The 25,963-nt window shown below is 73.8% G+C and carries 17 protein-coding genes; 15 read left to right on the top strand and 2 right to left on the bottom strand.

Features of this window, described 5'->3' with window-relative positions; all coding sequences use genetic code 11:
- Positions 1–106 precede the first annotated feature (106 nt).
- From ACZBH1_RS03365 to ACZBH1_RS03310, 12 genes are all read left to right on the top strand, one after another.
- Positions 107–2,881 (top strand): DUF6603 domain-containing protein, encoded by a 2,775-nt coding sequence (locus ACZBH1_RS03365; RefSeq protein ID WP_463645509.1) that lies wholly within the window; start codon positions 107–109, stop codon positions 2,879–2,881.
- 13 nt (positions 2,882–2,894) lie between these two features.
- Positions 2,895–5,963, top strand: a complete 3,069-nt coding sequence (locus ACZBH1_RS03360; protein WP_463645508.1) for a hypothetical protein — start codon at positions 2,895–2,897, stop codon at positions 5,961–5,963.
- Positions 5,956–10,074, top strand: a complete 4,119-nt coding sequence (locus ACZBH1_RS03355) for a hypothetical protein (RefSeq protein ID WP_463645507.1) — start codon at positions 5,956–5,958, stop codon at positions 10,072–10,074. The genes ACZBH1_RS03360 and ACZBH1_RS03355 overlap by 8 nt, the downstream gene beginning before the upstream one ends.
- A 2-nt stretch (positions 10,075–10,076) precedes the next feature.
- A complete protein-coding gene (locus ACZBH1_RS03350) occupies positions 10,077–11,816 on the top strand; it encodes a hypothetical protein (RefSeq protein WP_463645506.1) in 1,740 nt (579 codons plus the stop codon).
- Between the two features lie 99 nt (positions 11,817–11,915).
- Positions 11,916–13,766, top strand: coding sequence for a glutamine--fructose-6-phosphate transaminase (isomerizing) (gene glmS / locus ACZBH1_RS03345; protein ID WP_336398155.1), 1,851 nt, complete (start codon positions 11,916–11,918; stop codon positions 13,764–13,766).
- Positions 13,767–14,043: 277 nt separating this feature from the next.
- Positions 14,044–14,472, top strand: coding sequence for a holo-ACP synthase (locus ACZBH1_RS03340; RefSeq protein WP_463645505.1), 429 nt, complete (start codon positions 14,044–14,046; stop codon positions 14,470–14,472).
- Positions 14,469–15,593, top strand: coding sequence for an alanine racemase (gene alr / locus ACZBH1_RS03335; RefSeq protein ID WP_463645504.1), 1,125 nt, complete (start codon positions 14,469–14,471; stop codon positions 15,591–15,593). The genes ACZBH1_RS03340 and alr overlap by 4 nt, the downstream gene beginning before the upstream one ends.
- A gap of 14 nt (positions 15,594–15,607) precedes the next feature.
- Positions 15,608–16,159 (top strand): tRNA (adenosine(37)-N6)-threonylcarbamoyltransferase complex ATPase subunit type 1 TsaE, encoded by a 552-nt coding sequence (gene tsaE / locus ACZBH1_RS03330; protein ID WP_463646652.1) that lies wholly within the window; start codon positions 15,608–15,610, stop codon positions 16,157–16,159.
- A gap of 34 nt (positions 16,160–16,193) precedes the next feature.
- On the top strand, positions 16,194–16,871 hold the full coding sequence (gene tsaB / locus ACZBH1_RS03325) for a tRNA (adenosine(37)-N6)-threonylcarbamoyltransferase complex dimerization subunit type 1 TsaB (RefSeq protein WP_378884101.1): 678 nt from the start codon (positions 16,194–16,196) through the stop codon (positions 16,869–16,871).
- Positions 16,868–17,473 carry a ribosomal protein S18-alanine N-acetyltransferase gene (rimI, locus tag ACZBH1_RS03320; RefSeq protein WP_463645503.1) on the top strand — a complete coding sequence of 202 codons (606 nt, stop codon included), beginning with the start codon at positions 16,868–16,870 and terminating at the stop codon, positions 17,471–17,473. Before tsaB ends, rimI begins: the two co-directional genes overlap by 4 nt.
- A complete protein-coding gene (tsaD, locus tag ACZBH1_RS03315; protein ID WP_378884106.1) occupies positions 17,464–18,549 on the top strand; it encodes a tRNA (adenosine(37)-N6)-threonylcarbamoyltransferase complex transferase subunit TsaD in 1,086 nt (361 codons plus the stop codon). Before rimI ends, tsaD begins: the two co-directional genes overlap by 10 nt.
- Positions 18,546–19,124 (top strand): hypothetical protein, encoded by a 579-nt coding sequence (locus tag ACZBH1_RS03310; RefSeq protein ID WP_452324122.1) that lies wholly within the window; start codon positions 18,546–18,548, stop codon positions 19,122–19,124. The genes tsaD and ACZBH1_RS03310 overlap by 4 nt, the downstream gene beginning before the upstream one ends.
- Positions 19,125–19,189: 65 nt before the next feature.
- Here ACZBH1_RS03310 and ACZBH1_RS03305 read toward each other — a convergent pair whose 3' ends face one another.
- On the bottom strand, positions 19,190–20,377 hold the full coding sequence (locus ACZBH1_RS03305) for a THUMP-like domain-containing protein (RefSeq protein WP_463645502.1): 1,188 nt from the start codon (positions 20,375–20,377) through the stop codon (positions 19,190–19,192).
- A 164-nt stretch (positions 20,378–20,541) separates the two neighbouring features.
- On the opposite strand from ACZBH1_RS03305, the gene ACZBH1_RS03300 reads away from it, so the two are divergent.
- The 3 genes from ACZBH1_RS03300 (at position 20,542) to ACZBH1_RS03290 (ending at position 25,256) form a co-directional block, all read left to right on the top strand.
- The gene (locus tag ACZBH1_RS03300; protein ID WP_452324124.1) at positions 20,542–21,675 is read left to right on the top strand and encodes a hypothetical protein; all 1,134 of its coding nucleotides are present in this window, start codon (positions 20,542–20,544) and stop codon (positions 21,673–21,675) included.
- A gap of 135 nt (positions 21,676–21,810) precedes the next feature.
- Positions 21,811–23,706: a dynamin family protein gene (locus tag ACZBH1_RS03295; protein ID WP_452324125.1), complete on the top strand. Its 1,896-nt coding sequence runs from the start codon at positions 21,811–21,813 to the stop codon at positions 23,704–23,706.
- Positions 23,703–25,256: a dynamin family protein gene (locus ACZBH1_RS03290; RefSeq protein ID WP_463645501.1), complete on the top strand. Its 1,554-nt coding sequence runs from the start codon at positions 23,703–23,705 to the stop codon at positions 25,254–25,256. Before ACZBH1_RS03295 ends, ACZBH1_RS03290 begins: the two co-directional genes overlap by 4 nt.
- On the opposite strand, the gene ACZBH1_RS03285 is transcribed toward ACZBH1_RS03290, so the two are convergent.
- Positions 25,155–25,961 carry a hypothetical protein gene (locus ACZBH1_RS03285; protein ID WP_452324127.1) on the bottom strand — a complete coding sequence of 269 codons (807 nt, stop codon included), beginning with the start codon at positions 25,959–25,961 and terminating at the stop codon, positions 25,155–25,157. The two genes, ACZBH1_RS03290 and ACZBH1_RS03285, sit on opposite strands and share 102 nt — an antisense overlap.
- Positions 25,962–25,963: the final 2 nt, after the last annotated feature.

Here is a 25,963-nt window from a genome sequence, read left to right as displayed (position 1 = left end):
GTTCGAGTCTGGCGCTCTTCGCACCGCCGTGCCGCATGCGGCGCGACGGTCCGTGCGGTTGCACGTGCTGTCACACCACGCTCCATCCGTCGTCCCAGGGGGTGGGATGGACGAGTTGCCCGCCCGGCTCCTCCGGGCCGCGCTCCAGTACATCGTCGGGCGCCTGCGCGCGATCCCGACGCCGGCGAAGCTGCAGGAGCTCGTCGGCGGCGCGCTGCCGCCCGACACCGCGCCCGTCGCCGCGCGGCTCGCGGCAGGCCTCGCCCAGGCCGACGTCGCGGAGGCAAAGGCGACGGCCGGCGACATCGCCGGTGCCGCGACCGCGGCGTGGGCCGCCGTCAAGGAGTTCTTCGCCGCAGCCGCACTGCTCGGCGTGGACGCGACCGCCGCTGCGAAGAAGGCCGTCGACGCCCGGCCGCCGGGGGCGCTCGTCAGCCGACTCGGCCTGGAGCAGCCCACGGCCACGGCCGCCCCCACCGCGGTCGAGCTCGCGTGGGCGCGGCGTGACGTGCGCGTCGCGCTGTTCCGCGCCGGCACCATCCGCCTCGCCGTCGGGCTGTCCGACACCGGTCTGCGCATGTCGGTGCGCGGCGGCGAGGTGCGCATCGACCTCGGGGAGCGCACCGACGGCGTGCTGAAGATCCTCGTCGGCGCCGCGGGAAGCGCCGCGGCCGACCTGGAGCTCACCGTGGACCACCGCGGGCTCACCGCCGGCGGCAGCCTCGGGCCGATCGAACTGCCCGCGCGCCTGGAGGCGCAGGTGGTCGACCTCGAAGGGATGGAGCTGGCGCTCGAGCCCTCGGGCGCCACCGTGGCGCTGACCGTGCGCAGCCGGCTCGCCGTCGACGTCGCGGGGGTGATCGGCGCCCGGGTGGACGGCTCCGGCGTGCTGCTGGTGCTCGACCCCGGGCGCATCCTCAGCGGCGCGCCGCCCTTCGGCGAGGGGGCCGGTGCCATCGTGCCGGTGCTGCCGCGGGGCATCGGCCTGTCGCTCAGCGCGGGCCCGGTGAAGGGCTCGGGCTACCTCCTCGTGCTCCCCGACGGCTACGGGGGCGTGCTCGATCTCGTCCTGGGGCCGGTCACCGTGACGGCGTTCGGCCTGCTTCGCTCGCGCGGCGCCGACGGGATGTCGTTCGTCGCGGTGATGTCGGTCAGCTTCGCCGTGCCCATCGAGCTCGGGCTGCTGTTCACCCTCAACGCGGTCGGGGGGATCGTGGGCCTCGGGGTGACGGTCGATCCGGCCGCGATCTCATCGGGGCTCAAGGACGGCGTGCTGGACAGGCTGCTGTTCCCCGAGGACGTCCGCAAGGCCGCCCCCACGATCCTGCAGACCCTCGGACGCGTGTTCCCGCCTCGGGCCGGCGGCTTCGTCATCGGACCGATGCTGCGCCTGGGCTGGGGCCGTCCCGTCACGCTGATGACCCTCGATGTCGCCGTCCTCCTCGCCGCCCCCGATCCCGTGATGATCGTGCTCGGGCGCGCGCGCTGCGTGATCCCGAGCGAGAGCGCGGCGATCATCGACCTGCGCGCCGCCGTCATGGCTCAGGTCGGCCGGGGCATCATCCTGCTGCGCGCCGAGCTGTACTCCTCGCGGATCGGGTTCTTCTCCGTCTACGGCGGCATCGGCATGCTGGTGCGCTTCGGCGACGACCGCACCGTGGTGCTGAGCGCCGGCGGATTCCACCCGACGTACACGCGCAAGCCGCCCGAGCTCGCCGACCTCGGCAGGATCGGCGCCGAGATGTCGCCGCCGATCGGGCTGCAGTTCCGCGTGCAGGGCTACGTCGCCCTCACGCCGAACACCGTGCAGTTCGGCGGCTCGATCGAGCTCGCCTACTCGGTCGGGGTCGCGGCGGTCCGCGGTGGGCTCACGCTCGACGCGCTCATCCAGTTCGACCCCTTCGGCTTCGAGGTCGACGCCACCGCGCGGGCGCACGTCGAGGCGCTCGGGTGCTCGCTGTTCGGCGTCTCGCTCTCGCTGCACCTGTCGGGTCCGAGCCCCTGGCGCGTCCGCGGCACGGGCAAGGTGTCGCTGCCGTGGCCGCTGCCCGACCCGAGCATCTCGTTCGGTCCCGTGCAGTTCGGCGACGCGGCCGCTCCCCTCCCGCCGCCCACCGTGCGTCCGCTGGCGCTCGTGGCGGAGGCGCTGCGCGATCCGCGGGCGTGGCAGCGCATCGACCGGCAGGGCGTGCGGTCACCGGTGCGCCTGGCCGCACTGCCCGACGGCGCCCTGGTGATCGAGCCGTGGGGCCTCGTGCGCGCCAGTCAGCGGCTCGCGCCGCTGGACATGACGCTCGACCGGTGGGGCGCGGCATCCGTCCAGCCCGCGGGGTGCCGTCTGGCGCTCTCGGGCGCCGTGAAGATCGGTCCGGACGGACCGGGGCGCACGGATGCCGATCACTCGGCCGTCGCCGAGACGTTCGGGGTGGGCCAGTTCATGACGCTCACGAAGGACGCGCAGCTCGCCGCCCCGGAGTTCGAGGAGCGCACCGGCGGCTTCGCGATCGACCCGGCGGACGCCACGACGCAGGCCGGCGTGCTGCGCGGCTTCGCCACCGACGCGACGATGACCTACGACGACTCGTGGCCGGGGGCGCCCGAGAAGAAGCGGGCCGGCGTCGGCTTCTTCGACCTGTCGGGGTGGGCGCGCGTCGTGCTGGAGGCGGGGCCGGCCGGCGCGACCGGGCTGCGCATCGGCGACCGCTACCGCGCCGACGACCTGGAGCGGCGCATCGCGGTGCGGCCGGTGAGCGAGACGCGGGTCACCGACGTGCGCACGGGTGCCGTCATCGCCGAGTTCGCGCCGTGGACCGACGCCGTCCACACCGCGAGCGGAGCGCTCGGCGGCCTGGCCGCCATGACCAAGGTGGCAGCGACATGAGGGCGGCGGAGTCATGAAGGTCTTCGACGTCACCGCCCGGATCCCAGCGATCGCCCCGGAGGACGCGGGCGCGGCGAGCTTCACCTTCCTGCCGTACTTCCGCACCGGCGCGGCCGCCGGCATCCGGCAACCCGTCTTCACCGAGGGCGCGCGCGCCCGCACCACCGTCGACGTGTCGTTCGCGCTCACCGACGGCTCGGGCAGCGAGACCGTCTCGCAGCCGATCACGCTGCGGGGCCCGGGAGACGTGCTGGGGATCGATCCGGCGCAGATCATCCGGCGCCACCCGGCGCCCGGCACGGGCAATGCTCCCACCGGCGACCTCGTCCACGTGGAGTTCGATGCGCCCGACCTGCCGTGGATGTTCACGCCCGCGGCGCCCGCGTCCGGCCGCCTGCCGCCGTGGCTGCGACTGGTCGTCGTGCCCTCCGCATCGATCGTGCGACAGGTGGCGCCCGCGGGTCCCGACCTGCCGCCGGCGGTCGAGGTGCCGGTCGCCGAGCTGCCGCCGCCCGAGGACGCGTGGGCGTGGGCGCACGCGCAGGTGTCGGGCAAGGGTCACGACGACCAGGCGCTGACGCGCCACCTGGGGTCGCCGCAGCTCAACCTGTCGCGCCTGGTGAGCCCGACCCGGCTGCGTCCGCACGAGCGCTGGACCGCGCTCGTCGTGCCGACGTTCGAGGCCGGACGGCGCGCCGGCATCCGCGGCGGAACGATCGACTCGCTCGCGTGGGCGTGGGGGCCGGGCGGCGCCGACACCGTCGTGCTGCCGGTGTACGACCGGTGGGAGTTCGCGACCGGCGACGAGGGCGGCTTCGAGGAGCTCGCGCGCAGCATCGTGCCGGTGCCGGCGGCCGACGGGCTGGGCCGGCGCTGGGTCGACACGTCGCAGCCCGGGAGCGGCGTCACCGTGGCCGCCGCCGACGGCCCTCGCGCGGTGCATGGCGCCCTCATCGCGCCCACCGCGTCGGGCGAGCCCGAACCGTCGGATCAGGGACGGTGGGATGCCGCGGCCACCGCGCGGCTGCGAGCGCTCGTCGATGCGAGCACCGACCCCGCGGCGGACCCCGAGGTGGGGCCGCCCCTGTTCGGCGGCGCGCACGTGCTGACGGACGTGCTCCCGGCCGATGCCGGCGAGCCGCGCTGGCTCGCCGAGCTCAACCTGGACCCCGCCCACCGCGTCGCGGCGGCACTCGGCACCGCCGTGGTGCAGATGGACCAGGAGCCGCTGATGGCCGCGGCCTGGTCGCAGCTGCAGAACGTGCGGGAGGCCAACGAGGTGCTGCGCGCCGCGCAGTTCGCCCGCGTCGTGTCGACGGCGCTGCACCGGCGGACGATCGAGCGGATGCCGTCCGCTCCGCTCCTGGCCGCCACGGCGCGCGCGCACGCCCAGGTCGACCTCGGCGGGATCACCGTGCGGGCGACGGTCGCGGCCAGCGCCCTTCCGCCGGCGGCGCTCGGCGGCGCGCTGCGCCGGATGGCCCGCCCGCTCGGGCGCACCGCGCGGTTCACGGCAGCGGACGAGCGCGTGGCGCAGAGCGAGCGCCTCATCGCCGACGGCGACGCCGGCGCCGACTGGGTCCTGCCCGTCGCCGGGCCGGCGACAGGCGCGACGAGCGAGCTGATGGCGCACCTCGAAGAGGAGGACGTCTCGCTGCTGAGCGGGGTCACCGACGACGACGAGACGACCGCGCTGCTGTCCGAGCTCCTCGACGCCCTGCCGACCCCCGACGAGGTGCGGGCGCTCGAGGACACCCCGGGGCTGCGCGTGCACCTGCGACACCTCGGCATCCTCCTTGGCACGGCGTGGCAGCTGTCCCGCACGCGTGACGAGTGGGAGCTGCCCGGCCCCGGCGTCGCCCGCTTCCCGAAGACGGGCACCGACCCCGCAGATGTCGGGCCGTTCGAGACGCGGCTGCTCGAGGAGGGCGTGTTCGAGCCGCTGTTCGCCGCGCTCGACGAACGCGGGTACGACGGAAACCACCCGTTCGAGACCACCCCCACGCCCGACCACCTCATCCCGATCATCGAGCGTCCCGGAGAGGACCTGATCGCCACCTTCGGCGAGGCCGCGACGGGCGGCGCGCCCGAGCCGGTCGAGCCGCCGCGCGAGCGCCTGGACATCCCCGCGCTCGACCTGGTCGGCCTGCTTCGGCCGCTGTTCACGGTGCCGCGGCGGGCGCGCACGCGCCTTCCCGGTCTCGCCGGACTGTTCGGCCGCGACCCCGACGACCTGGAGCGGGTGCTCGCGGCGCCGGAGTTCCGGCATCCGCTCTACGAAGCCCTCAGTCGGTACGACCGGGAATGGCTGATGCCCGGCGTCGCAGCCATCCCCGAGCCCGACATGGTGACCGCCCTGCAGACCAACGCCGCCTTCGTGGAGGCCTTCCTGGTCGGCGCCAACCACGAGTTCGCCCGCGAGCTGGTGTGGCGGGAGTACCCCACCGACGGCCGGGCCACGAGCCTGCGACGATTCTGGACGCCGGAGCCCGACCTCCTCGGCGGGGTGCATACGATGCGCACCGGCCAGCTCGGCTCCCACCTCGACCCGGCGCGTGCCGGGAAACTCGTGTTCGTGGTGCGCGGCGAGCTGGTGCGGCGGTTCCCGAACGTGCTCGCGAACGTCGCGGCGTCCACGAACGTCGACTACCCGGTCGAGTACGCGTCGCGCCCGGTGGCGAGCCTCTTCCGGCTCGCGCTGACGCCGAACCTCCTGCTCGTCGCGGTCGACCTCACCGCCGTCGCCGCGGCCGCCGCCGACACCGGCGGGGAGGCCCCGAACGCCGGAGCGTTCTGGTTCACGCTCGCCGAGCACGTCGGTGCGCCGCGGTTCGGCCTCGACGAGATCGACCCGCCGGCGGGCGTGACGCCCCCGCGCGACGGTCTGACCTGGGGGCACTGGCTGCCCGCGGGCGCGCGGCACCTGCCGGCCACGGTGCCCGCGACGACGGACGCGCCGGCGGTCGCCGAGACGGCGGCGAAGGTCGCCTGGGCGCTGTTCCAGAAGCCGGCGCGCGTGGGGTTCCGGGTGCGGACGCTGATCGACGACATCTCCACCGAGCGCGAGGACGACCATGGGTGACGTGTGGGCCGAGGTGGATCCGTCGGTGCCCGTGCTGCTGGTGCCGGTGCGCGTCGAGACGCAGTCCCGGCACGCCACCCGCGACGGCGAGACGGTCACCGAGCTGCGGGTGCGCCTCTATCCCGACGACATCGCCGTCGACGACGCGACCGGTCGCGCGGCGCTGCTCCCAGACGCCTTCCGCGTGGTCGCGTGGCAGGACGGCGTGCCGTCCGCGGCGGACGGCGAGCCGGTCGACCTCGGCGACCTCGGCGTCCGGCTCGGCCACCTCGGCGCGCCCGGCGAGGATCGCCTGCAGGCGGAGGCCGAGTTCCGCGAGCGCGCGCTGGCGCTGCGGGCGCTCGCCGAGGAGGCATCCGGTCCCGCCGACTGGATGCGCGACTACGACGTCGCGGTGCAGCGCGGGCTCGCGGTCACCGTGAGGCTCGAGCGGGGGGACGCGACCGTCGATCGGCTGTACGTGTGGGGGGTGCGCCAGGCGGACCCGGATGCCGAGCCCGGCGTCGTGCTCGCCGCGCTGCGCGCCCACGGCGATCGGGCGCTCGTCGGCCCGGGGACGCCCACGAACAACACCGAGTCGGCGCGGTCGGGCTGGAGCGCGGGGGCGACCCCGCCGGCGCCGAGCCCGGGCACGGGCGCCGCCGTCGCCCGTGCGCTCGGCATCGACGACCCGGCCGCGTTCGACGACTGGCCCGCCGGCGCCGACGACGGCGAACCGGCCAGAGCGTTGGCGGAGGTGCTGTGGCCGGTCACGTGGGAGACGTGGCTGCGCGATGCGCTGCCCGCCCGTGCCCTGTCGCCCTTCGACCGGTGGGACGTGCGCGAGCATCTCGCCGACTGGGTGCGTCCGTCCGGTCCGCTTCCGGCGGTGCGTGCCGGGCGCCAGCCGTACGGACTGCTTCCGGTCACGCTCACCTCCCGGTACGAGCCGGTCGCCCCGCGGCGGCCGGGCCGCCCGGATGCGCTCGTCGCGTTCGCGGTGCGGGCCGCCCGCGGATGGTGGACCATGGCGGCACCCCCGCCCACCGTGATGGACGGCGACCTCGCCGCGGCGCTTCCGCGCATCCTCGGACTCGCCCCGGCGAGCCGCAACGTGCGCGTGCGGCGGGTGCTGCGCACCGACAACGCGCTCGGCGCCTCGCTGAAGCGCTCTTCTCCGGGCCTCGAGGAGGAGCGCGCCGACATGACCCGCGTGCTCGAGGAGCGGCTGCGGATCGGACTGGGATCGCTGCGCCGGATGCCGCATCTCGGCCGGCCCCGCATGCTCGGCCTGCCGCTCGTCTCCGAGAGCGACGAGGACGCGCTGGAAGCGCTCGTCGACCACGACGACCTCACCTTCGAGGACAGCGTGCTCCAGGTGCTCATCACGGTGGCTCGCTCGACCTCGCTCGCCGCCGCGCGCGCGGCACTCGCCGCGATAATGCGCCCCATGGACTTCGGCGAGGAGGAGATCGGGATCGTCCTGCGCGAGCCGCAGAGCGGGCTCGGCACCCAGATCCGCGAGCAGCTGGCGGAGCGGCTGAGAGGGAGCATGCAGCCGGGGCCCGACGCTTCGGAGGAGGAGCTGCGGCTGGACGCGGTCATGGCGGAGATCACCGTGCCCGACATCTTCGACCTCGAGGGCATGACCTCGAGCGACCGCCCGCGGCACGAGCTCGGACTGCTCCGCGAGCGCGAGCAGGAGATCATCGAGGCGCTCCGGCGCTCGCCGCTGTCGGATCGGCTCTTGTTCGCGTTCGGCGACGCGCACCGCGTGCGGGAGCTGGCCGCCATGATCCTCGACTACCTCTTCGCCGCCGACACCGCCTCGCGCGTGCGACTCGGGCTGGCGCGGCTGCGCGGGCAGGAGCAGACCCAGCGCGAGCGGGTGTTCGCCGGAGCGCTGGATGCCGCATCCCACCGGCTGGACGCGTGGGCGACCTCCCTCGCGACCTGCCGGCTCGACCGCCTGCGCACGGACCGGCCGCGCGGGCTCGCCGTCGCGTCGTACGCGTGGCTGGAGGACATCGCGCTCACGCCCCGCCCGGAGGACCCGGACGAGGCCGTGCGCTCACCGGGCGCGGGGTGGCTGCAGGCGCCGTCGCCCCAGCACGCCGCGACGGCCGCGGTGCTGCGCAGCGCACGCCTGACGCACGCGCCGGGCGACGGCGCGGGAGCCGCCCTCGAGATCGACCTCAGCAGCACCCGGGCGCGGGAGGCGATCGACGTCGTGCGCGGCATGCGGCAGGGGCAGCAGCTCGGAGCGCTGCTCGGCTACCGCTTCGAGCGCTGGCTGCACGAGACCGACCTGTCGCTCAACCGCTTCGTGCCGGCGCTGCGCGCCCTCGCCCCGCTCGTGGTGGGCCGCGAGACGCCGGCGACGGCCGGCGGCGACGACGCGCTGGCGTACACCGGCGCGGTGGTCGACGGCGTCGCGCTGCGCGACAAGCCGGCGTCGGCGGTCGAGGCCAAGCTCGCGAGCCCCGGACCGGGCGTCACGCCCGCCGCGCCCGGCGAGGTGGCCGACGTCCACGCGCTCATCGCGCGGCTCGACGAGGTGGCGGATGCCGTGGCCGACCTGCTCCTCGCCGAGGGCGTGCATCAGCTCGCGGGCGGCGACGCCGCGCGCGCGACGGCGGCGATGAACGCGATGTCGGGTGACACGCTGCCGGAGGAGCCCGAGGTGCCGCGGTCGCCGCTCGAACGGCACGGCGTCACCGCGCGCGTCGCGGTGATCGGCGGCACGGGCGCGGGCGGCCTCGAGGCGGCGGGCGGGTGGGTTCCCGGCATCCGCTCCCGTGCCCATCCCGTGCTCGAGGCGTGGTGCCGCGACGTGCTCGGCCCCGCCGACCGCATCGCGATCCACCTCCGCGGCAACAACTCCGTCTTCCTCTCGGCGCTGCGCCTCGGAGCGCTCGATCTGGTGCTCGCGGCGGACGGCAGCGCCGACGGCCTCGCCCGGTTCTGGGCGCGCTGCCGGCGCGCCCGGCCGTCGCTTCCCGCCGAGCCCCCGACCGGGAACGCCGCGCTGCGCCCAGGACGCATCAGCCTCGGCGACGCGTGGGAGCTCGCGACGGCCGCGCGCGCCGTGCTGACCACCGCGCGACCCGTCGAGCCGCGGGATCTCGTCGCCGCCGGCGGCGCGGCCGCACCGGCCTTCGCCGTCGACGAGGCCGAGCTGACGGCTCGCGCCCAGCGTGCGCGCGACGACCTCGCGGCACTGGTGGGTTCCGTCCCGACCACCCGGGCCGCGCTGCTGCGCCGTGCCGACGAGCTCGCACTCGTCGGGATCGGCGACGGCACCGACCCGGCGGCGCTCACCGGAACCGCCGAGGAGGGGCGGGTGGTCCTGGAGGCGTACGTGTCGGGCCTCGATCAGCTCCTCGCCGGGCGGCTCGCCGCCGCCGCGACCGCGCCGCCCGCTGAGGCGCTCGCCGAGCTGCTGGGCGGCGTGCCCGTCGTGCCGCAGCTCGACCCGACCGGCCCGCCCGAGCTCGCCGGGGCGCTGCTTCCCGTCGCGGGACTGCCGGTGCGGCGGTGGATGGCACGCCTGAGCACCGTGCGCCCCGGCGTCGCGGCGTACGCGACGCTGTCGGCGCTGCGTTCCGCGACCGAGCGCGCCGGAGCACTGCGGGCGGCCGTGTTCGGGGCGGACCGGTGGGTCGGCGACGCCGACCCACCCGCGGCATCCGTCACCACCCTCGTCTTCGAGCCCACGGCGCGGTTCGCGCCGACCGGGACGATGGCGGGCTTCGTGGTCGACCAGTGGGCCGAGCACCGGCCCGCGCGCCGCACGATGAGCGAGGGGGCCGACCCGACGCGCGAGGACCTGGTCTCGACCGGTCTCGCGGTGCACGCGAACGCTCCCGGCGCCCGCGCCCCGCAGGCGCTGCTGCTGGCCGTCTCGCCCGACGGCGGCGGCTGGACCGAGGAGCGCGTGATCACGCTCCTCGACGAGGTGCGCGAGCTCGTGCGCATGCGGCTCGCGACCCCGGCCGACGTCCCGGAGCTGGGGGAGCTGCTGCCGGCGATCGGGGTGCCCCACTGGTCGGTGTTCGACGAGCACGTCGTGGACCCGCGGCTGTTCCTGTCGCCGCAGAACATCGTCTCGACGTTCACGAAGGGAGGCTGACGGTGGCAGGCATGTTCCGCGCGGTGCCGTTCCCCGGACGCAGCGGCATCCGTCCGTTCACGACGAGGATCGAGCCCAACCCGGTGAGCGGAGACCCGGCGACGGGGCTCATGGCCCAGGTCTGGGACCCGCTGTGGCTGCTCGGCCGCCAGTGGCAGCTCGGCGAGCTCACCGGCGAGGACACCGGCACGCCGCTCGCGGTGACGGTCGACGCGCAGTTCGATCCGCTCGTCGCGTGGCATCCCGGCCCCTTCGACGGTGCGGAGTCAGGGTGGCGGGCGCTGGATCCCGGTGAGCTGCTCGAGCCGCTGGTCGAGGACGAGTCCGCGCACCCGCTTCCGCCTCGGGCGGCGGCCGCGGTCGCCTGGGCGCTGCAGGACGCGCTCGCCGAGCTGGGGGAGACGGCCGCCGTCGCGGCGCTCGTCCGGCGCTGCGGGGTCAAGAAGGACGTCAGCCCGGCCGAGGGCGAGCCGGCGGGGGACTGGGCGGGCGTGAACGGCGTGCTCGCCGGCGCGGCGCTGGACGCCGCGCGGGTCGCGGACGCGTTCTCCGGCAGCACGCCCGGGTGGTTCACGGCGGCGCTGCGCCCGGGGGCTGCCCGCCGGCGCGTCGCCATGGCCGCCGTGGCGGAATGGCTCGCGTGGTACGTCGCCGAGGTCGAGCCGTCGGCGACCCCGTCGAGCTGGATCCCCGGCCGGCTCGAGTACGAGTTCGCGGTCGCGACGACCAGCGCCGTGCTGCACGCGCCCGCGCACGGCGGGGGCGAGATCGGCTGGGCGGCGTTCGATCTCGAGCCCGACCGGGATCCGCCCGACGCCGGGGACGCGGAGACCGTCCCGCTCACCCGCCACCTGCTGGCATCGCAGCTGACGTTCCCGGGCATGCCGACCTCGCGCTTCTGGGAGTTCGAGGACGCCGACCTCGACCTCGGCCAGGTGTGGGCCGACCCGCACGAGCTGGCTCGCGTGCTCGTCGTCGAGGCCGCGCTCGTCACCGGCGACGACTGGCTCGTCCTGCCGGTGGACTGCCCGCCGGGAGGGGTGCTGCGGGTGCAGCGCGTGACGTGGCGCGACACCTTCGGCTCGCTGTGGTTCGCCGACGAGCAGCCGTCCCCCGTGCCGCCCGGCGGGTTCGCCGCGCCGTGGCGCATGTACGCCGTCAGCGAGGCCCGCCGCGGAGGGCCGGGCGGTCGCGCCGAGGTCGCCGGGATCCTGGTGCCCCCCGCGCCGTCCAGCACGCTCGGCGGCGCGCCCGTCGAGGACGTGCGGTTCGTGCGCGACGAGACCGCGAACCTGGTGTGGGCGATCGAACAGACCGTGCCCGCGCCGTCGGGCGATCCCGCGCCCGTCGTGCCGCCGCCGGCGCCGGCGCTGCCGCCCATCGACCCCGGCGACGAGCCCGTCGACCAGGTGCTCGGGTACGAGCTGGTCACGTTCGTGCCCGCGAACTGGTTCCCGTACGTCTCGCGCGTGGGCGAGCGCGGCGTCTTCCTGCAGCGGGCCGACCTCGACCGCGGCGACCAGACGGTGCAGCCGGCGGGCGTGCTGCTGTCGGAGGAGCAGCAGCGGATCATCTTCGCCGGCGAAGTCCCGCGGCAGGGCGTGCGGGTGCAGCGGACCCCGCGACTGGCACGCCGCGCCGACGGCTCGTGGGTGCAGTGGACCGCCCGCTCGGTGCGCCCCGCCGCCGGCGAGGGCGAGAGCGGACTGCGCTTCGACCGCACGCGACGCCCCACGGGCTGACGACGAGCCCCGCGACGCGGACGGTGACGGATGCCGCGCGCCGCGGCATCCGCTATTCGTTCAGTCTCCTCGCAAACCGCCGCGCTTACCATTGTCGGCATGTGTGGAATCGTCGGATACGTGGGCCCTCGCCAGAGCCAGGCCGTTCTGATCTCCGGGCTCTCGCGGCTCGAGTACCGCGGCTACGACTCCGCGGGCATCGCCGTCATCGACGGTGACGGGGGCCTGGGCATGCGCAAGCGCGCCGGCAAGCTGAAGGTGCTCCGCGACGACCTCGCCGCGCACCCGCTCGCCGACGGGACCACCGGCATCGGGCACACCCGCTGGGCGACGCACGGCGGCCCCACCGACGGCAACGCCCACCCGCACCTCGCCGACGACGACAAGCTCGCCGTCATCCACAACGGCATCATCGAGAACTTCGCCGAGCTGAAGGACGAGCTGCTCTCCGACGGCTTCACGTTCCGCAGCGAGACCGACACCGAGGTCGCCGCGGTGCTGCTGGGCCGCGAGTACCGCCGCACGCGCGACCTCGTCACCGCCTTCCGCGCCGTCGTCTCGCGCCTGGAGGGCGCCTTCACGCTCCTCGCCATGCACGAGGACCAGCCCGGTCTCGTCGTCGGCGCCCGCCGCAACTCGCCGCTGGTGATCGGCCTCGGCGAGGGCGAGAACTTCCTCGGCTCCGACGTCGCCGCCTTCGTCGAGCACACCCGCAACGCCCTGGCGATCGGCCAGGACCAGATCGTCGCGATCACGCCCGGCGGCGTCGAGGTCACCGACTTCTCGGGCAACCCCGTCGAGGTCGAGCCGTTCGAGGTCACCTGGGATGCCGCCGCCGCCGAGAAGGGCGGCTGGTCGTCGTTCATGGCCAAGGAGGTCTCGGAGGAGCCGGAGGCCGTGGCCAACACGCTGCGCGGCCGCGTGCGCGACGGCGAGGTCGTCATCCCCGAGCTCGACGGCCTCGACGAGCTCTTCCAGGGCATCTCGCGCATCATCGTGATCGCCTGCGGCACCGCGGCGTACGCCGGCCAGGTCGGCAAGTACGCGATCGAGCAGTGGACGCGGATCCCCGTGGACGTCGAGCTCGCCCACGAGTTCCGCTACCGCGACCCGGTGATCGGCGCCGACACCCTGGTGGTCTCGATCTCACAGTCGGGCGAGACCATGGACACGCTGATGGCCGTCAAGTACGCGCGCGAGCGCGGCGCCAAGACGCTGTCGATCTGCAACACCCAGGGCGCGACCATCCCGCGCGAGTCCGACGCGATCGTGTACACGCACGCGGGTCCTGAGGTCGCGGTCGCCTCGACGAAGGCGTTCGTCGCCCAGATCACCGCGCTGTACCTCATGGGTCTGCACATCGGGCGCATCCGCGGGGCGGTCAGCGCCGCCGACGCGCGCGACCACGTGCGCGAGCTCGAGGCGATCCCGGGCAAGATCTCGCAGATCCTCGAGCGCGAGCAGCCGCGCATCGAGCAGTTCGCGCACTGGATGGCCGACACCCGCTCGGTGCTGTTCCTCGGACGCCACGTGGGCTACCCGATCGCGCTCGAGGGCGCGCTCAAGCTCAAGGAGCTCGCCTACATCCACGCCGAGGGCTTCGCCGCCGGCGAGCTCAAGCACGGACCCATCGCGCTCATCGAGCCGGGCCAGCCGGTGTTCGTCATCGTGCCGTCGCCGCGCCAGTCGGCGGAGATGCACAAGAAGGTCATCTCCTCGATCGAGGAGATCCGGGCGCGCGGCGCCCGGGTCATCGCGATCGCGGAGGAGGGCGATGCCGCCGTGCTGCCCAAGGCCGACGAGGTGCTGCGCATCCCGCTCGCCGGACCCTTCTTCGAGCCGCTCCTCGCGGTCGTGCCGCTGCACATCTTCGCGATGGGCCTCGCCACGGCGAAGGGCCTCGACGTCGACCAGCCCCGCAACCTCGCGAAGTCCGTCACGGTCGAGTAGCGGCATCCGGCCCTCGCGGTCCGGTCCCGGCGTCGTCGCGTCCCGGCGTGTCCGCGTCCGGGCGTCGCGTCCTGTCGCGTCCGCCCGACCTCACACACCGTCGAGGAACCGCGTACTCGGCGAGATCGCACGCTATCGGCGCCGATGACGTGGTCGTTCGCCGAGTAACCGCGATGTCGGCGGGCAAAGGTCGGCGGGCAAAGGTCGGCGGGGGAGGTGCGGCCGTCGCGGCGCGATAGTCTGGCGGATGCCGCGTCCGCGGCGGCAGGAGGACCACATGATCGTCGGGATCGGCGTCGACCTGGTCGACATCCCGCGGTTCGAGCGGACCATCGAGCGCACCCCCCGGCTCGTCGAGCGCCTCTTCTCGGACGCGGAGCGCGTGCTCAAGCCGCACTCGCTCGCGGCCCGCTACGCCGCCAAGGAGGCGCTCATCAAGGCGCTCGGCGGCTCGGACGGCGTGCACTGGACCGAGATCGAGATCGCGTCCGAGGCATCCGGTCGCCCCGTCTTCTCACTCTGCGGCTCGACGGCCGCCGTCATCGCCGAGCGGGGGATCACCGCGCTGCACCTGTCGCTCTCGCACGACGCGGGCCTCGCGACCGCCTATGTCATCGCGGAGTCCGCGCCCGGCGTCGCGTCCGACAACACCGGCACCGACACCGGCACCGGCGACGCCCCCGACACCACAGGGGACCGCGCATGAGCCGCCTGCCCGCCGGCGCTCTGCGCGAGGCGACGGTCGACGTCGGCGCGATCGAGGACAACGTGCGGCACCTCCGCCGGCTCACCGGCTCGGAGATCATCGCGGTGGTCAAGGCCGACGGCTACGGGCACGGCGCCGTGCGATCCGCCAACGCCGCGCTGGCCGGCGGCGCCGCGCGCCTGGGGGTCTCCGACATCACCGAGGCGCTGGCGCTGCGCCGTGCCGGCATCGATGCCCCGATCGTCGCGTGGCTGCACGCGCCGGACGCCGACTTCGCCGAGGCGGCCGCCCTCGGCATCGAGCTCGGCATCTCGAACCTCGGCCAGCTGCAGAAGGCTGCGGCCGCGGCATCCGGCGACCGTCCCGTCGGCGTCCACCTGAAGCTCGAGACCGGCCTCTCGCGCAACGGCATCGCGCCCGACGACTACCGCGTCGTCTTCGCCGAGGCGGCGCGCCTGGAGCGCATCGGCCGCATCCGCGTGATCGCGCTCTTCAGCCATCTCTCCAACGCCTCGGCCGCCGACGACCGTGCGGCGCTGACGGCGTTCGAGGAGGGCGTGGGGGTGGCCGCCTCGCTGGGGCTCGCCCCGCCGCTGCGGCACATCGCGGCGACGCACGCCGCGATCGACCTGCCCGAGTCGCGGCTCGGGTGCGTGCGCATCGGCATCGGGCTGTACGGGCTCTCGCCGTTCGACGACCGCACGTCGGCCGACCTCGGCCTGCGCCCCGCGATGACCCTGCGCGGCGCGGTGGCGGCGGTGCGCCGCGTGCCCGCCGGCAAGGGCGTGTCGTACGGCTACGACTACCGCACCGACCGCGAGACGACGCTCGCGCTGGTCCCGCTCGGCTACGCCGATGGCGTCCCCCGCCAGGCGTCCGGCGCAGGCCCCGTGCTGATCGGCGGGCGCCGGTTCACGGTGGCCGGGCGGATCGCGATGGACCAGTTCGTCGTGGACGTCGGCGACCACCCGGTCTCGGTCGGCGACGAGGCGGTGCTCTTCGGCGACCCGACCCTGGGCGCGCCGTCGGCGACGGAATGGGCGGATGCCGCCGGCACGATCAACTACGAGATCGTGACGCGGGTCGGACCCCGCGTGGCGCGGCGGCAGGTGTCGGAATGACCGGCGACGACGCCATGACCGGGAACGACGACGGCGCACCGGTTGTTGCACCCGGCGTGAAGGCGACCCAGGGAATCGACGCATTGGCGGGCACCCGCGAGATCACCTCGCCCGAGGCGATGGAGGCGCTCGGCGAGGAGATGGGACGGATGCTGCGCCCCGGCGACATGGTGGTGCTCACCGGCCCCCTCGGGGCGGGCAAGACGACGCTCACGCGCGGCATCGGCCGCGGCCTCGACGTGCGCGGACCCGTCCAGAGCCCGACGTTCGTCCTCGCGCGCACGCATCCCTCGCTCTCCGGCGGCGCGCCGCTGGTGCACGTGGACGCCTACCGGCTCGGCTCCGCCGCGGAGCTCGACGACCTCGACGTCGACTTCGACGGCTCGGTCGTGATCGTCGAGTGGGGGAGGGGGCTCGTCGACGGCATCAGGGATCACTGGTGGGACGTCGAGATCGAGCGCGAGTGGCACGGCCGCGGCGTCGACACCGCGTGCGGCACGACCGCCCACGACGCCGAGCTCGACGCCGACAGCCCCCGGCGGGTGTCGATCGCCCGGCGCCCGTAGCCGACGCCCGAGGACGGCCGACTACCCTGGAAGGGTGATCCTGGGCATCGACACCTCGCTCGGCTCCGCCGTGGCGGTGGTCGAGCTCGACGGCGTCATCCGCTCGGAGGTGCAGAGCCCCGACCCGCGCGGTCATGCCGAGGTCATCGGCACGCTCATCGAGCGGGCGCTCTCGGAGGCATCCGTCGATCCCTCCCGGATCACGCACGTCGCCGCGGGCATGGGGCCGGGGCCGTTCACCGGCCTTCGCGTGGGCATCGCCGCCGCGCGCACGTTCGCGCTCGGCCGCGGCGTGCCGGTCGTGCCCGTGCCCAGCCACGACGCCGTCGCGCTCGAGCTCCTGCTGCACACCGCGCTGACCACGGACTGGGGATACGCCACCGGCGCCGAGGACGCCGACGCCGGCACCTTCGCGGTGGTGACCGACGCCCGCCGGCGCGAGTTCGCCTACACCGTGTACCGCGGCATCGACGACGACGGCCTGCCGATCCGCACCGCCGAACCCGCACTCGCCCCGCGCGACGATCTCGACGGCGTGCTCGCCGGCCTGGGCGCCGCGCGGCGCGACGCCGATCGCATCCCCGCCGCCATGCTCGCGCTCGCGGCGGCCCGCGCCCTCGCCGCCGGGCGCAGCCTCGCGTCCGCCGACGCTCTGTACCTGCGCTCGCCCGACGTGACGCCCTCGCTCGCGCCCAAGCGGGTGATCGCGTGACCCTCCGCGCCGCCACGGGCGACGACCTCGCCGCCATCATGGCGCTCGAGCGCGCCTCGTTCCCCACCGACGCGTGGTCGGAGGCGATGATGCGCGAGGAGCTCGCGTCGCCGCACGGCTGGTACGTCGTGGACGAGGAGGCCGGCCGGCTGCTCGGCTACGCCGGCCTGCGGGCGGTGAAGAGCGCGAAGGATGCCGACGTCCAGACCATCGCGATCGCCGAGGCGTCGCGGGGCCGTGGTCGCGGCCGGGCCCTTCTTCGGGCCCTCCTCGACGAGGCCCGCCGACGCGGCGTGGTCGAGGTGTTCCTCGAGGTCCGCGCCGACAACCCGGTCGCCCAGGCGCTGTACGCCTCGGAGGGCTTCCTCGAGATCGGACGCAAGCCCCGCTACTACCAGCCCGACGACGTCGACGCCGTGGTGATGAAGCTCGACCTGCGCGGCTGGGCCGCGGCGCGGCATCCGTCCGCTCCGGCTGAGTCCGCGATCCGGAATTCGGACGATCGCACGCTTTCCGGAGCGGATCGCCCCCAGGATCCGGAAAACGGCGCGACCTCCGAATTCCGGAGCGGCGGGGCCTGGGAGGGGGGAGTGTGCACGTGAGCGCATCGACGTTCCCGGCCGAGCCGCTCGTGCTCGGAATCGAGACGAGCTGCGACGAGACGGGCATCGGGATCGTCCGCGGGCGCACGCTGCTGTCGAACACGATCGCCAGCTCCATGGACGAGCACTCCCGCTACGGCGGCGTCGTTCCCGAGGTCGCGGCGCGCGCGCACCTGGAGGCGCTGCAGCCGGCGATCGAGGCGGCGCTCGCCGAGTCCGGCGTGGCCCTGGCCGACCTGGACGCCGTCGCGGTGACGAGCGGACCGGGACTGGCCGGCGCCCTCATGGTCGGCGTCGGTGCGGCCAAGGCGCTCGCGGTGTCGTTGGACAAGCCGCTCTACGCCGTCAACCACCTCGTCGGCCACATCGCCGCCGACATCCTGGATTCCGAGGCGCCGCCGCTCGAGTACCCCACCGTCGCGCTGCTCGTGAGCGGAGGCCACACCTCGCTCCTCCTCGTCCGCGATCTCACGAGCGACGTCGAACTGCTCGGCGAGACGATGGACGACGCGGCCGGCGAGGCGTTCGACAAGGTCGCGCGGCTGCTCGGGCTGCCCTACCCGGGTGGTCCCGAGATCGACCGCGCCGCGGCATCCGGCGACCCGCACGCGATCACGTTCCCCCGCGGGCTGTCGCGGGCGTCCGACATGGCGAACCACCGCTACGACTTCTCGTTCTCGGGGCTGAAGACCGCGGTCGCCCGGTGGGTGGAGCAGCGCCGTGCCGCGGGCGAGGAGGTGCCGGTCGCCGACGTCGCGGCGAGCTTCCGCGAGGCCGTCGTCGACGTGCTCGTCACGAAGGCGCTGGCGGCGTGCCGCGACCACGGCGTGCCCCGCCTGCTGCTCGGCGGCGGCGTGATCGCCAACCGCCGCCTGCGTGACGTCGCCCTCGAGCGGGCGGCCGCCGAGGGCGTGACGGTGCGGATCCCGCCGCTGTCGCTGTGCACCGACAACGGCGCCATGATCGCGGCGCTGACGTCGGAGCTCATCATGGCGGGCCGCCCGCCGTCGACCCTCGAGTTCGGCGCCGACTCCACCCTGCCGGTCACCGACATCCAGGTCGCGGAGCGGGCATGACAGGCGACGAGCGGATGCCGCCTCCCGCCGCGCCGGAATCCCCGGCGCGTCCCGCCGACGGCCGGGTCGTCGGTGGCGGTGCCGAGGCGGCGGCCGCGGCCGGTGGGATGACGACTGAGGCGCCGGCCGGGACCGGCGGGGCGACGGTGGAGGCGCCGTCGCCGGACGTCGAGCTCGCGCAGGAGGCGTCGCCGCTTCCCGGTGAGCATCGCGGCGGGTTCTCGCGCCTTCCGACGGCGCCCGTCCCGGTGACCGTCGAGACGGCGCCCGCCGAGCCGGGCGGCGAATTCTCGGCCGACGCCGGCGACTGGGTGGCTCCCGACGACGACGCGTTCAGCCGCGGGCTCGCCGGGTGGGCGCTCGCCTTCGGCATCATCGGGCTGATCGTGTCGCTGTTCGTCGGCTGGGGTTTCCCCATCGGCCTGGTCGCCGTCGTCTCGGCGATCATCGCGCTGCGCCGCCCGCTCGAGAGCCGGGCCGTCGCGGTGTGGGCGATCGCGCTGGGCACGGTCTCGATCCTCTACAGTGCGGGGTGGCTGCTCTTCGCCGCGATGCGGGCCAACCTCTTCGGCTGACGCGGCAGGGTCCGACGGAATCGGACGCTGACGAGGCCAGGCCCCGACCGGGCGGCCTGGCTGGGTCAGACGCGGTCGGCGAGGATCGCGGTCCGGCGGGTGCCGATCCGCGTCAGGATCAGCGTCGCCGCCTCGCCGCCGCGCAGCTTCAGCCGTGTCCGCAACGTCGCCGGGTCGACGTCGACGCCCCGCTTCTTGATCTCGAGGCGCCCGATGCCGCGCTCCCGCAGCGCCTTCGCGAGGGCTTTCTCATCGGCCGGGAGCGTCTCGCGCACGCGGAAGGTCGACACGAACGGCGACGTCAGCGCGGCGTCCGACGTCAGGTAGGCGATGTGCTCGTCGAGCATCCCCGCCTCCAGCGAGCGCGCGACGTCGCCGATGAGCCGCGCGCGGATCACCGCGCCGTCGGGCTCGTGCAGGTACGCCCCGAGCTCGCGGACCGGCTCGTCCGAGGCATCCGCCCCGCTGGTCAGCTCGTGGGCGGACTCGCCGCGCATGACCAGCGCCGCGCGTCGCACGCCCGCACGCGCCAGGGCGCCCGACCACAGCACGAGCTCGACCGTGGAGCCGTCCGCGCTCACCCACTGGGCTTCGACGTCGTCGGGGATGGACTCGCGGTCCAGCCCGGGGCCGAGCTTCACGCCGGCCGGCATGCGGTGCGCGAGGTCGAACACCCAGTCGAGCGGCGGCGACCAGTCCTCGGGGCGCGTGCGCGCCGTCTCGGTGTGCCCGGCGGTGCGACGCGCCGGGTCGAGCCACACCGCGTCGACGCCGGCGAGGTCGGCCGTCTCGGCGGTGCCGTGGCGCACCTCGGCGTCCGCGCCGAACGGAGCGAGGTTATAGGCGGCGATGCCGGCGGTCACCTCGTCGGCCTCGACGGCCGTGACCCTCAGGCCCAGCCCCGCGAGCCCGAGCGCGTCGCCGCCGATGCCGCACCCGAGGTCGGCGACGTGCGTGAAGCCCGCCTCGCGGAAGCGGGCCGCATGGCGGACCGCGATCGGCAGGCGCGTGGCCTGCTCGAGGCCTGCGCGCGTGAAGAGCATCCGGGCGGCGAGATCGCCGAACTTCGCGGTCGCCCGGGTGCGCAGGCGCGCCTGGCCGACGACCGCCGACACCAGGTCCGGGGAGTGCCCCTCGCGGCGCAGGCGCGTGACCGCGCGGGCGACGTCGTCGGAGGACTCCACCGGCGCCATCGCGTCGAGCAGCCGCAGGCCCTCGGGCGTCAGCAGCGCCTCCAGTTCGGACATCTCCACCCGCCGAGCCTACGGGCTCGAACCCCGGGCGATCCCCGAAGCCCCCGATCGGATCCCCCATCCCGGAGGGGGGAACTGCGGGATACCTCCGGATGTGGGCGGACGCGCCCAGGAAGAGACTCATCCCACACCGCCAACCTGGCTCAGCGAGAAAAGGATTGATCATGGCTGACGACAACACCAACGTGCTGGGTGTTCAGACGAACATCGAAGACGTCCTCTCCAACAACGAGGTCGGGAACACCGACGTCGAGGTCGAGGACAACGTCGTCGGCAACGACGGCAACGTGGTCGGCAACGACACGGACGTCGATGTCGAGGACAACAACGTCAACAGCGCGGTCGGCAACGACGACAACAACGTCAACAGCGCCGTCGGCAACGACATCGCATCCGACAACGAGATCGGCAACACCGACGTCGACATCGAGGACTCGGGCAACGAGACCGACATCGAGGACACCGGCAACGAGGACTCGTACAACGACACCGAGGTCGACATCGAGGACTCGGGCAACGAGACCGAGATCGACGTGGAGGACTCGGGCAACGAGGACTCCTACAACGACACCGAGACCGAGATCGAGGTGGAGGACTCGGGCAACGAGGACTCGTACAACGAGACCGAGGTCGAGATCGAGGACTCCGGCAACGAGGACTCGTACAACGAGACCGAGACGGAGATCGACGTCGACATCACGGACTCGTTCAACGAGACCACGCTGAACGACGATTCCGTCACCGTGGGCGTGCGTCAGTACAACACCGGCGTCGGCGGCGACCTCAACATCGGCGGCGTGCTGGGCGGTGGCGCTGCGGCGGCCGCTGCCGCAGCGGGTGCGGGCGCGCTGCACCTCGAGCTGGACAACCGCGCGACGGTGGTCGACAGCTCGGTCAACCAGAACATCGCCGCGGGCGACGACGTCAACCAGGCGTTCTTCGGCGGCAACGTCGTGAACTCCGGCGACGCCGGTGCCGCCGCCGGCGACGACGCGACCGTCGACAACTCGTGGACCAACACGGAGGTCGGCGACGTCTCGATCGGCAACACGTGGATCGACACGCACATCAAGGACTCGTTCCAGGACAACTCGACCAACGAGTGGAACGAGTTCGAGGTCGAGATCGACGACTCGTTCAACGACTACTCCGACCACACCGAGGTCGAGGTCGAGATCGAGGACTCCTTCAACGAGGAGTTCAACACCGAGGTCGAGAACGACTTCGAGTGGGAGAACAGCGGCAACTTCTTCAGCCCCGGCGGGGACGTCGCAGGCGACAACCTCATCGATCTCTGATAACCGACCACCTTGCCCGGTCGCCTCACCCGGCGGCCGGGCAAGACCGGTGTGCGGGATCGATGGCCCGCCGCCATGGGCGGCGGGCCGATGTCGTAGCGTGGTACCGGGGGAGACGCGTCGAGGGGGACACACGTGTCTGATGCTGTAGCCGTCAGGAGTTCGAGCGCGCAGGATGCCGAGCCCGCGGCGCCGTCCGCGGTGGAACGCGCGACGAGCAAGGCGCTCGTCGCGATCGTCGACAACGTGGGCCGGCTGGCCGCGTCGACGGGACGCGCGGACCTGGCGCGGCGCCTGGACCACACGCACGAACGGCTGCAGGACCCGAACGTGCGGGTCATCGTCGTCGGCGAGTTCAAGCAGGGCAAGAGCAAGCTCATCAACGCGCTCGTCAACGCCCCCGTATGCCCGGTCGACGACGACGTGGCCACCAGCGTGCCGACCTCCGTCGGGTACGCCCCGACCCCCGACGCGTGGGTGACGCTCGCGCCGTCGGACGACGGCGAGCCGCCCGTCCGTCAGCAGATCGCGCTGGAGGACATCGCCCAGTTCGTCTCCGAGAGCGGCAACCCGAGCAACGAGCGCAAGGTGGTCGCCGCCGAGGTCGTGCTCCCCAGGGAGCTTCTCAAGGGCGGACTGCGCCTGGTCGACTCGCCCGGCGTCGGCGGGCTCGACTCGACCAACGCCCTCGCCACCCTCGCCGCACTGTCGTCCGCGCACGCCGTCCTGCTGGTCTCGGACGCGTCGCAGGAGTACACCGAGCCCGAGGTGCAGTTCCTCAAACACGCCATGCGCGTCTCACCGAACGTGGCCGCGGTGCTCGCCAAGACCGACATCTACCCGCAGTGGCGCGACATCGAGCGCATCGACCGCGCGCACCTCGGCGATATCGGCGACGTGCCGATCTTCGCCGTCTCGAGCGATCTGCGCCTCATCGCCGCCGAGGCGCAGGACCGCGAGCTCAACAACGAGTCCGGCTTCCCCGCCCTCGTGGCGCACCTTCGTCAGGACGTCCTCGGCCGCGCCGAGCTCATCCACGCGCGAAGCGCCGTGCACGATCTGCTCTCCGTCGTCGAGCAGCTGAAGATGTCGCTCACGTCCGAGCTCGAGGCGATCCTCCACCCGGAGGACACCCCGAGGCTCATCGCGCAGCTCGAGGACGCCCGGACGCGCGCCGATGAGTTCCGCGGCCGCTCCTCGAAGTGGCAGGTCACGTTGAACGACGGCGTCGCCGACCTCATCTCCGACATGGAGCACGACCTGCGCGACCGGCTGCGCAAGGTGCAGCGGGAGGCCGAGGACGCGATCGACGAAGGCGATCCGGGTCCGATCTGGGACCAGATCACGGAGTGGCTCGACCAGCGGGTGTCGGCGGCCGTCTCGGAGACGTTCGTCTGGACCGACGAGCGCTCACGGTGGCTGTCGGAGGAGGTCGCCGAACTGTTCAACGAGGGCGAGGCGGACCTGCCGATCATCGAGGTGGGAGACACCGAGGGCGTCCTGGACCCGGTCGAGGGGATCTCCGACCTCGGTCACCGCCAGATGGGGGCGGCCGAGAAGATCTTCATCGGCGTCCGCGGCTCGTACGGCGGCGTGCTGATGGTGGGCCTGGCGACCGGTCTCATCGGCCTCACGCTCATCAACCCGCTGTCGATCCTGGCCGGCGTGCTCGTGGGCCGCCGCGCGTACCGCGAGGACATGAGCTCGCGGCTGACCAGGCGCAGATTCGAGGCCAAGACGCTCGTCCGGAAGTACCTCGACGAGGTGCAGTTCCAGGTGGGGAAGCAGCTCAAGGACCGCCTGCGCATCGTCCAGCGCGCCGCGCGCGACCACTTCGGCAGCATGGCCGACGAGATCCACCGCTCGCTGTCGGACGCGGTGCTGGCCGCCAAGCAGGCCGCCGGTGCGTACGCGGGCGAGAGCGACAAGCGCGTGAAGGAGCTGCAGGCGCAGGTCCAGCAGCTCGAGGCGCTGCGGGCGAAGATCCCCGCGCTTCCTCCGGCGCGGGCCGTGGAGGCCGCGAAGCGGTGAGCACCTCCACGGCAGCAGACACGGCCGCGCTCGTCCGCGCCGCCTCCGAGCTCTACATCGACGATCCCGCCGCCATGGCGGTGCTCTCCGACCTCGATCGCCGGCTGCGGGAGCCCTTGCGGCTGGCTCTGGCGGGGATGGTGAAGGCGGGGAAGTCCACGCTGCTCAACGCGATGCTGGGCGAGCGTCTCGCTCCGACCGACGCCGGCGAGTGCACCCGTGTGGTGACGTGGTACCGGTACTCGGCGACCCCCACCGTCACCCTCCACCCGCATGAGGGACCGCCGCGGCGGATGCCGATCCATCGCGAGGAGGGCCGTCTTGTCCTCGAGCTCGGCGACATCTCGCCGGAGGACGCGGCGTGGATCGATGTGGGGTGGCCGTCGACGGGCCTGCGCTCGCTCATCCTGATCGACACCCCCGGCATCGCGTCGCTCTCGCGGGACGTCTCGGCGCGATCCACCCGGTTCCTCGTCCCCGATACCGAGCCGTCGTCGGCCGACGCCATCGTCTACCTCATGCGCCATATGCACGCGTCCGATCTGAAGTTCCTGGAGTCGTTCCGCGACACGGCGGCAGGCGCCTCGCAGACGGTCAATGCGGTGGCGGTGCTGTCTCGCGCCGACGAGATCGGGGCGGGCCGCATCGACTCGCTGCTGTCGGCCGGCAAGGTCGCGCAGCGCTACGAGAAGGACGGCGAGCTCGCCTCGCTGTCTCTCGGGGTGGTCCCGGTCGCGGGGCTGCTGGCGGAGAGCGCGCGAACCATGCGGGAAGACGAGTTCAGCGCGTTCCAGGAGCTCGCCGCCCTCGATCGCACGGCGCGCGAGGCGCTGATGGTCTCCGCCGACCGCTTCGTCCGTCCCACGGACTCGACGCGGCTCAGCGAGGAGGAGCGCCGTCGGCTGCTGAGCCGCTTCGGCATCTTCGGCGTGCGTCTTGCCGGCGCCCTCATCCGCGCGGGCGCGACGGATTCGACGCAGCTCTCGGAGCAGCTGGTGCAGCAGAGCGGGCTGAACGAGCTGCAGCAGTTCATCGGGGAGCAGTTCCGCAGCCGTGCGGCGGCGCTGAAGATGCGAGGGGTGCTCGATGCGCTCCAGGCGCTCCTGCGCGACAGCCCTCGTACAGGCACCGAGGCGATTGTCGGGGGAGTGGAGCGGATCTACGCCTCCGCGCACGCGCTGCGGGAGCTGTCGCTCCTCGCCCGTGCGCGATCCTCCCACCTGCCGTTGAGCCGATCCGATGCCGTCGAAGCCGAGCGCATCATCGGCGGCCGGGGCATATCGGCGCCCGCTCGCCTCGGACTGCCGGACTCGGCCACACCGTCGCAGCTGCACGAGACGGCGGTGGAGCTGCTGGTCCGCTGGCGGAGGCTCGGCGCGTCTCCGCTGGCCGAGCGGGCGACCGTGGACGTGGCGCGCCAGGTGATCCGCAGCCTCGAGGAGGTGGCGTCAGAAGTCGCCCTCGCCGCCGGCACGGCGGACGTCGTACTTGCGGGCGGTCCACTGCAGGGCGCCGCGGAACGAGCTGAAGAGGAGCGCGAGCGCCGCTAGCGCCCACTGCGCGAACAGCACCTGGCGCAGCACGGGTCCGTGCTCTCCCGTGGCGAAGAACTCGGACGACAGCAGGAACAGGCCGATCTGCCCCAGCACCGTCGCCAGCTGCCACCACCTCACGTTCGGCTTGCGATTCGTGAAGGACACCAGCAGCACGATCTGGATGAGCAACAGCGAGACCATCACGGCGAACACCGACCAGTAGAGGATGTCGGCCGCCGCCGTGTAGGTCTCTTCGCTGCGGCCCTCCGCGACGCCCTTGACGACCTCGGTGATCAGCGGCACCTGGTCCTCGCGGATCACGAAGAGGTAGACGACCGCGATGCCGCCGGTGAGGAGGCTCAGCACCCACAGGAACTGGCTGAGCCGTACCGTGAAGGGCGGCGGCAGCTTCGTCAGGATGGGCGCGGCGTTCGGGCTCCCGGTAGGCGGACGCTCCGGAGCCTCTCGTCGCGACCGTGATGCGGACGCCGGCGGAACGCCGTCGCGCGGCCCCGCCGGCGGAGCGCCGTCGCGCGACCCCGACGGTCGGGCGGCCGACACCTCGGCGGCGGTCGCCTTCGCCACCGGCACCCGGCCGATGGCGGTGCCCGTCTGCTGCGGTGGGTCCCCGAACGTCGGCGGAGGGGGCTTCGGGCGCGCGCTCGCGCGCCCTGGACCGGCCAGGGCGCGCGAGCGGTCGTCGTCGGCGGGCTCGGACACGT

Source organism: Microbacterium sp. ZXT2-5, from assembly GCF_055329545.1.
Note: the sequence above shows the minus strand (reverse complement) of the source record. Positions and strands in the feature narration are given on the sequence as shown.

Bases quoted from the DNA above. Each gene is read 5' to 3' on its own strand.
- ACZBH1_RS03365 (WP_463645509.1), top strand. From the start codon at position 107: ATGGACGAGTTGCCCGCCCGGCTCCTCCGGGCCGCGCTCCAGTACATC.
- ACZBH1_RS03360 (WP_463645508.1), top strand. From the start codon at position 2,895: ATGAAGGTCTTCGACGTCACCGCCCGGATCCCAGCGATCGCCCCGGAG.
- ACZBH1_RS03355 (WP_463645507.1), top strand. From the start codon at position 5,956: ATGGGTGACGTGTGGGCCGAGGTGGATCCGTCGGTGCCCGTGCTGCTG.
- glmS (WP_336398155.1), top strand. From the start codon at position 11,916: ATGTGTGGAATCGTCGGATACGTGGGCCCTCGCCAGAGCCAGGCCGTT.
- ACZBH1_RS03340 (WP_463645505.1), top strand. From the start codon at position 14,044: ATGATCGTCGGGATCGGCGTCGACCTGGTCGACATCCCGCGGTTCGAG.
- alr (WP_463645504.1), top strand. From the start codon at position 14,469: ATGAGCCGCCTGCCCGCCGGCGCTCTGCGCGAGGCGACGGTCGACGTC.
- tsaE (WP_463646652.1), top strand. From the start codon at position 15,608: ATGACCGGGAACGACGACGGCGCACCGGTTGTTGCACCCGGCGTGAAG.
- ACZBH1_RS03310 (WP_452324122.1), top strand. From the start codon at position 18,546: ATGACAGGCGACGAGCGGATGCCGCCTCCCGCCGCGCCGGAATCCCCG.
- ACZBH1_RS03300 (WP_452324124.1), top strand. From the start codon at position 20,542: ATGGCTGACGACAACACCAACGTGCTGGGTGTTCAGACGAACATCGAA.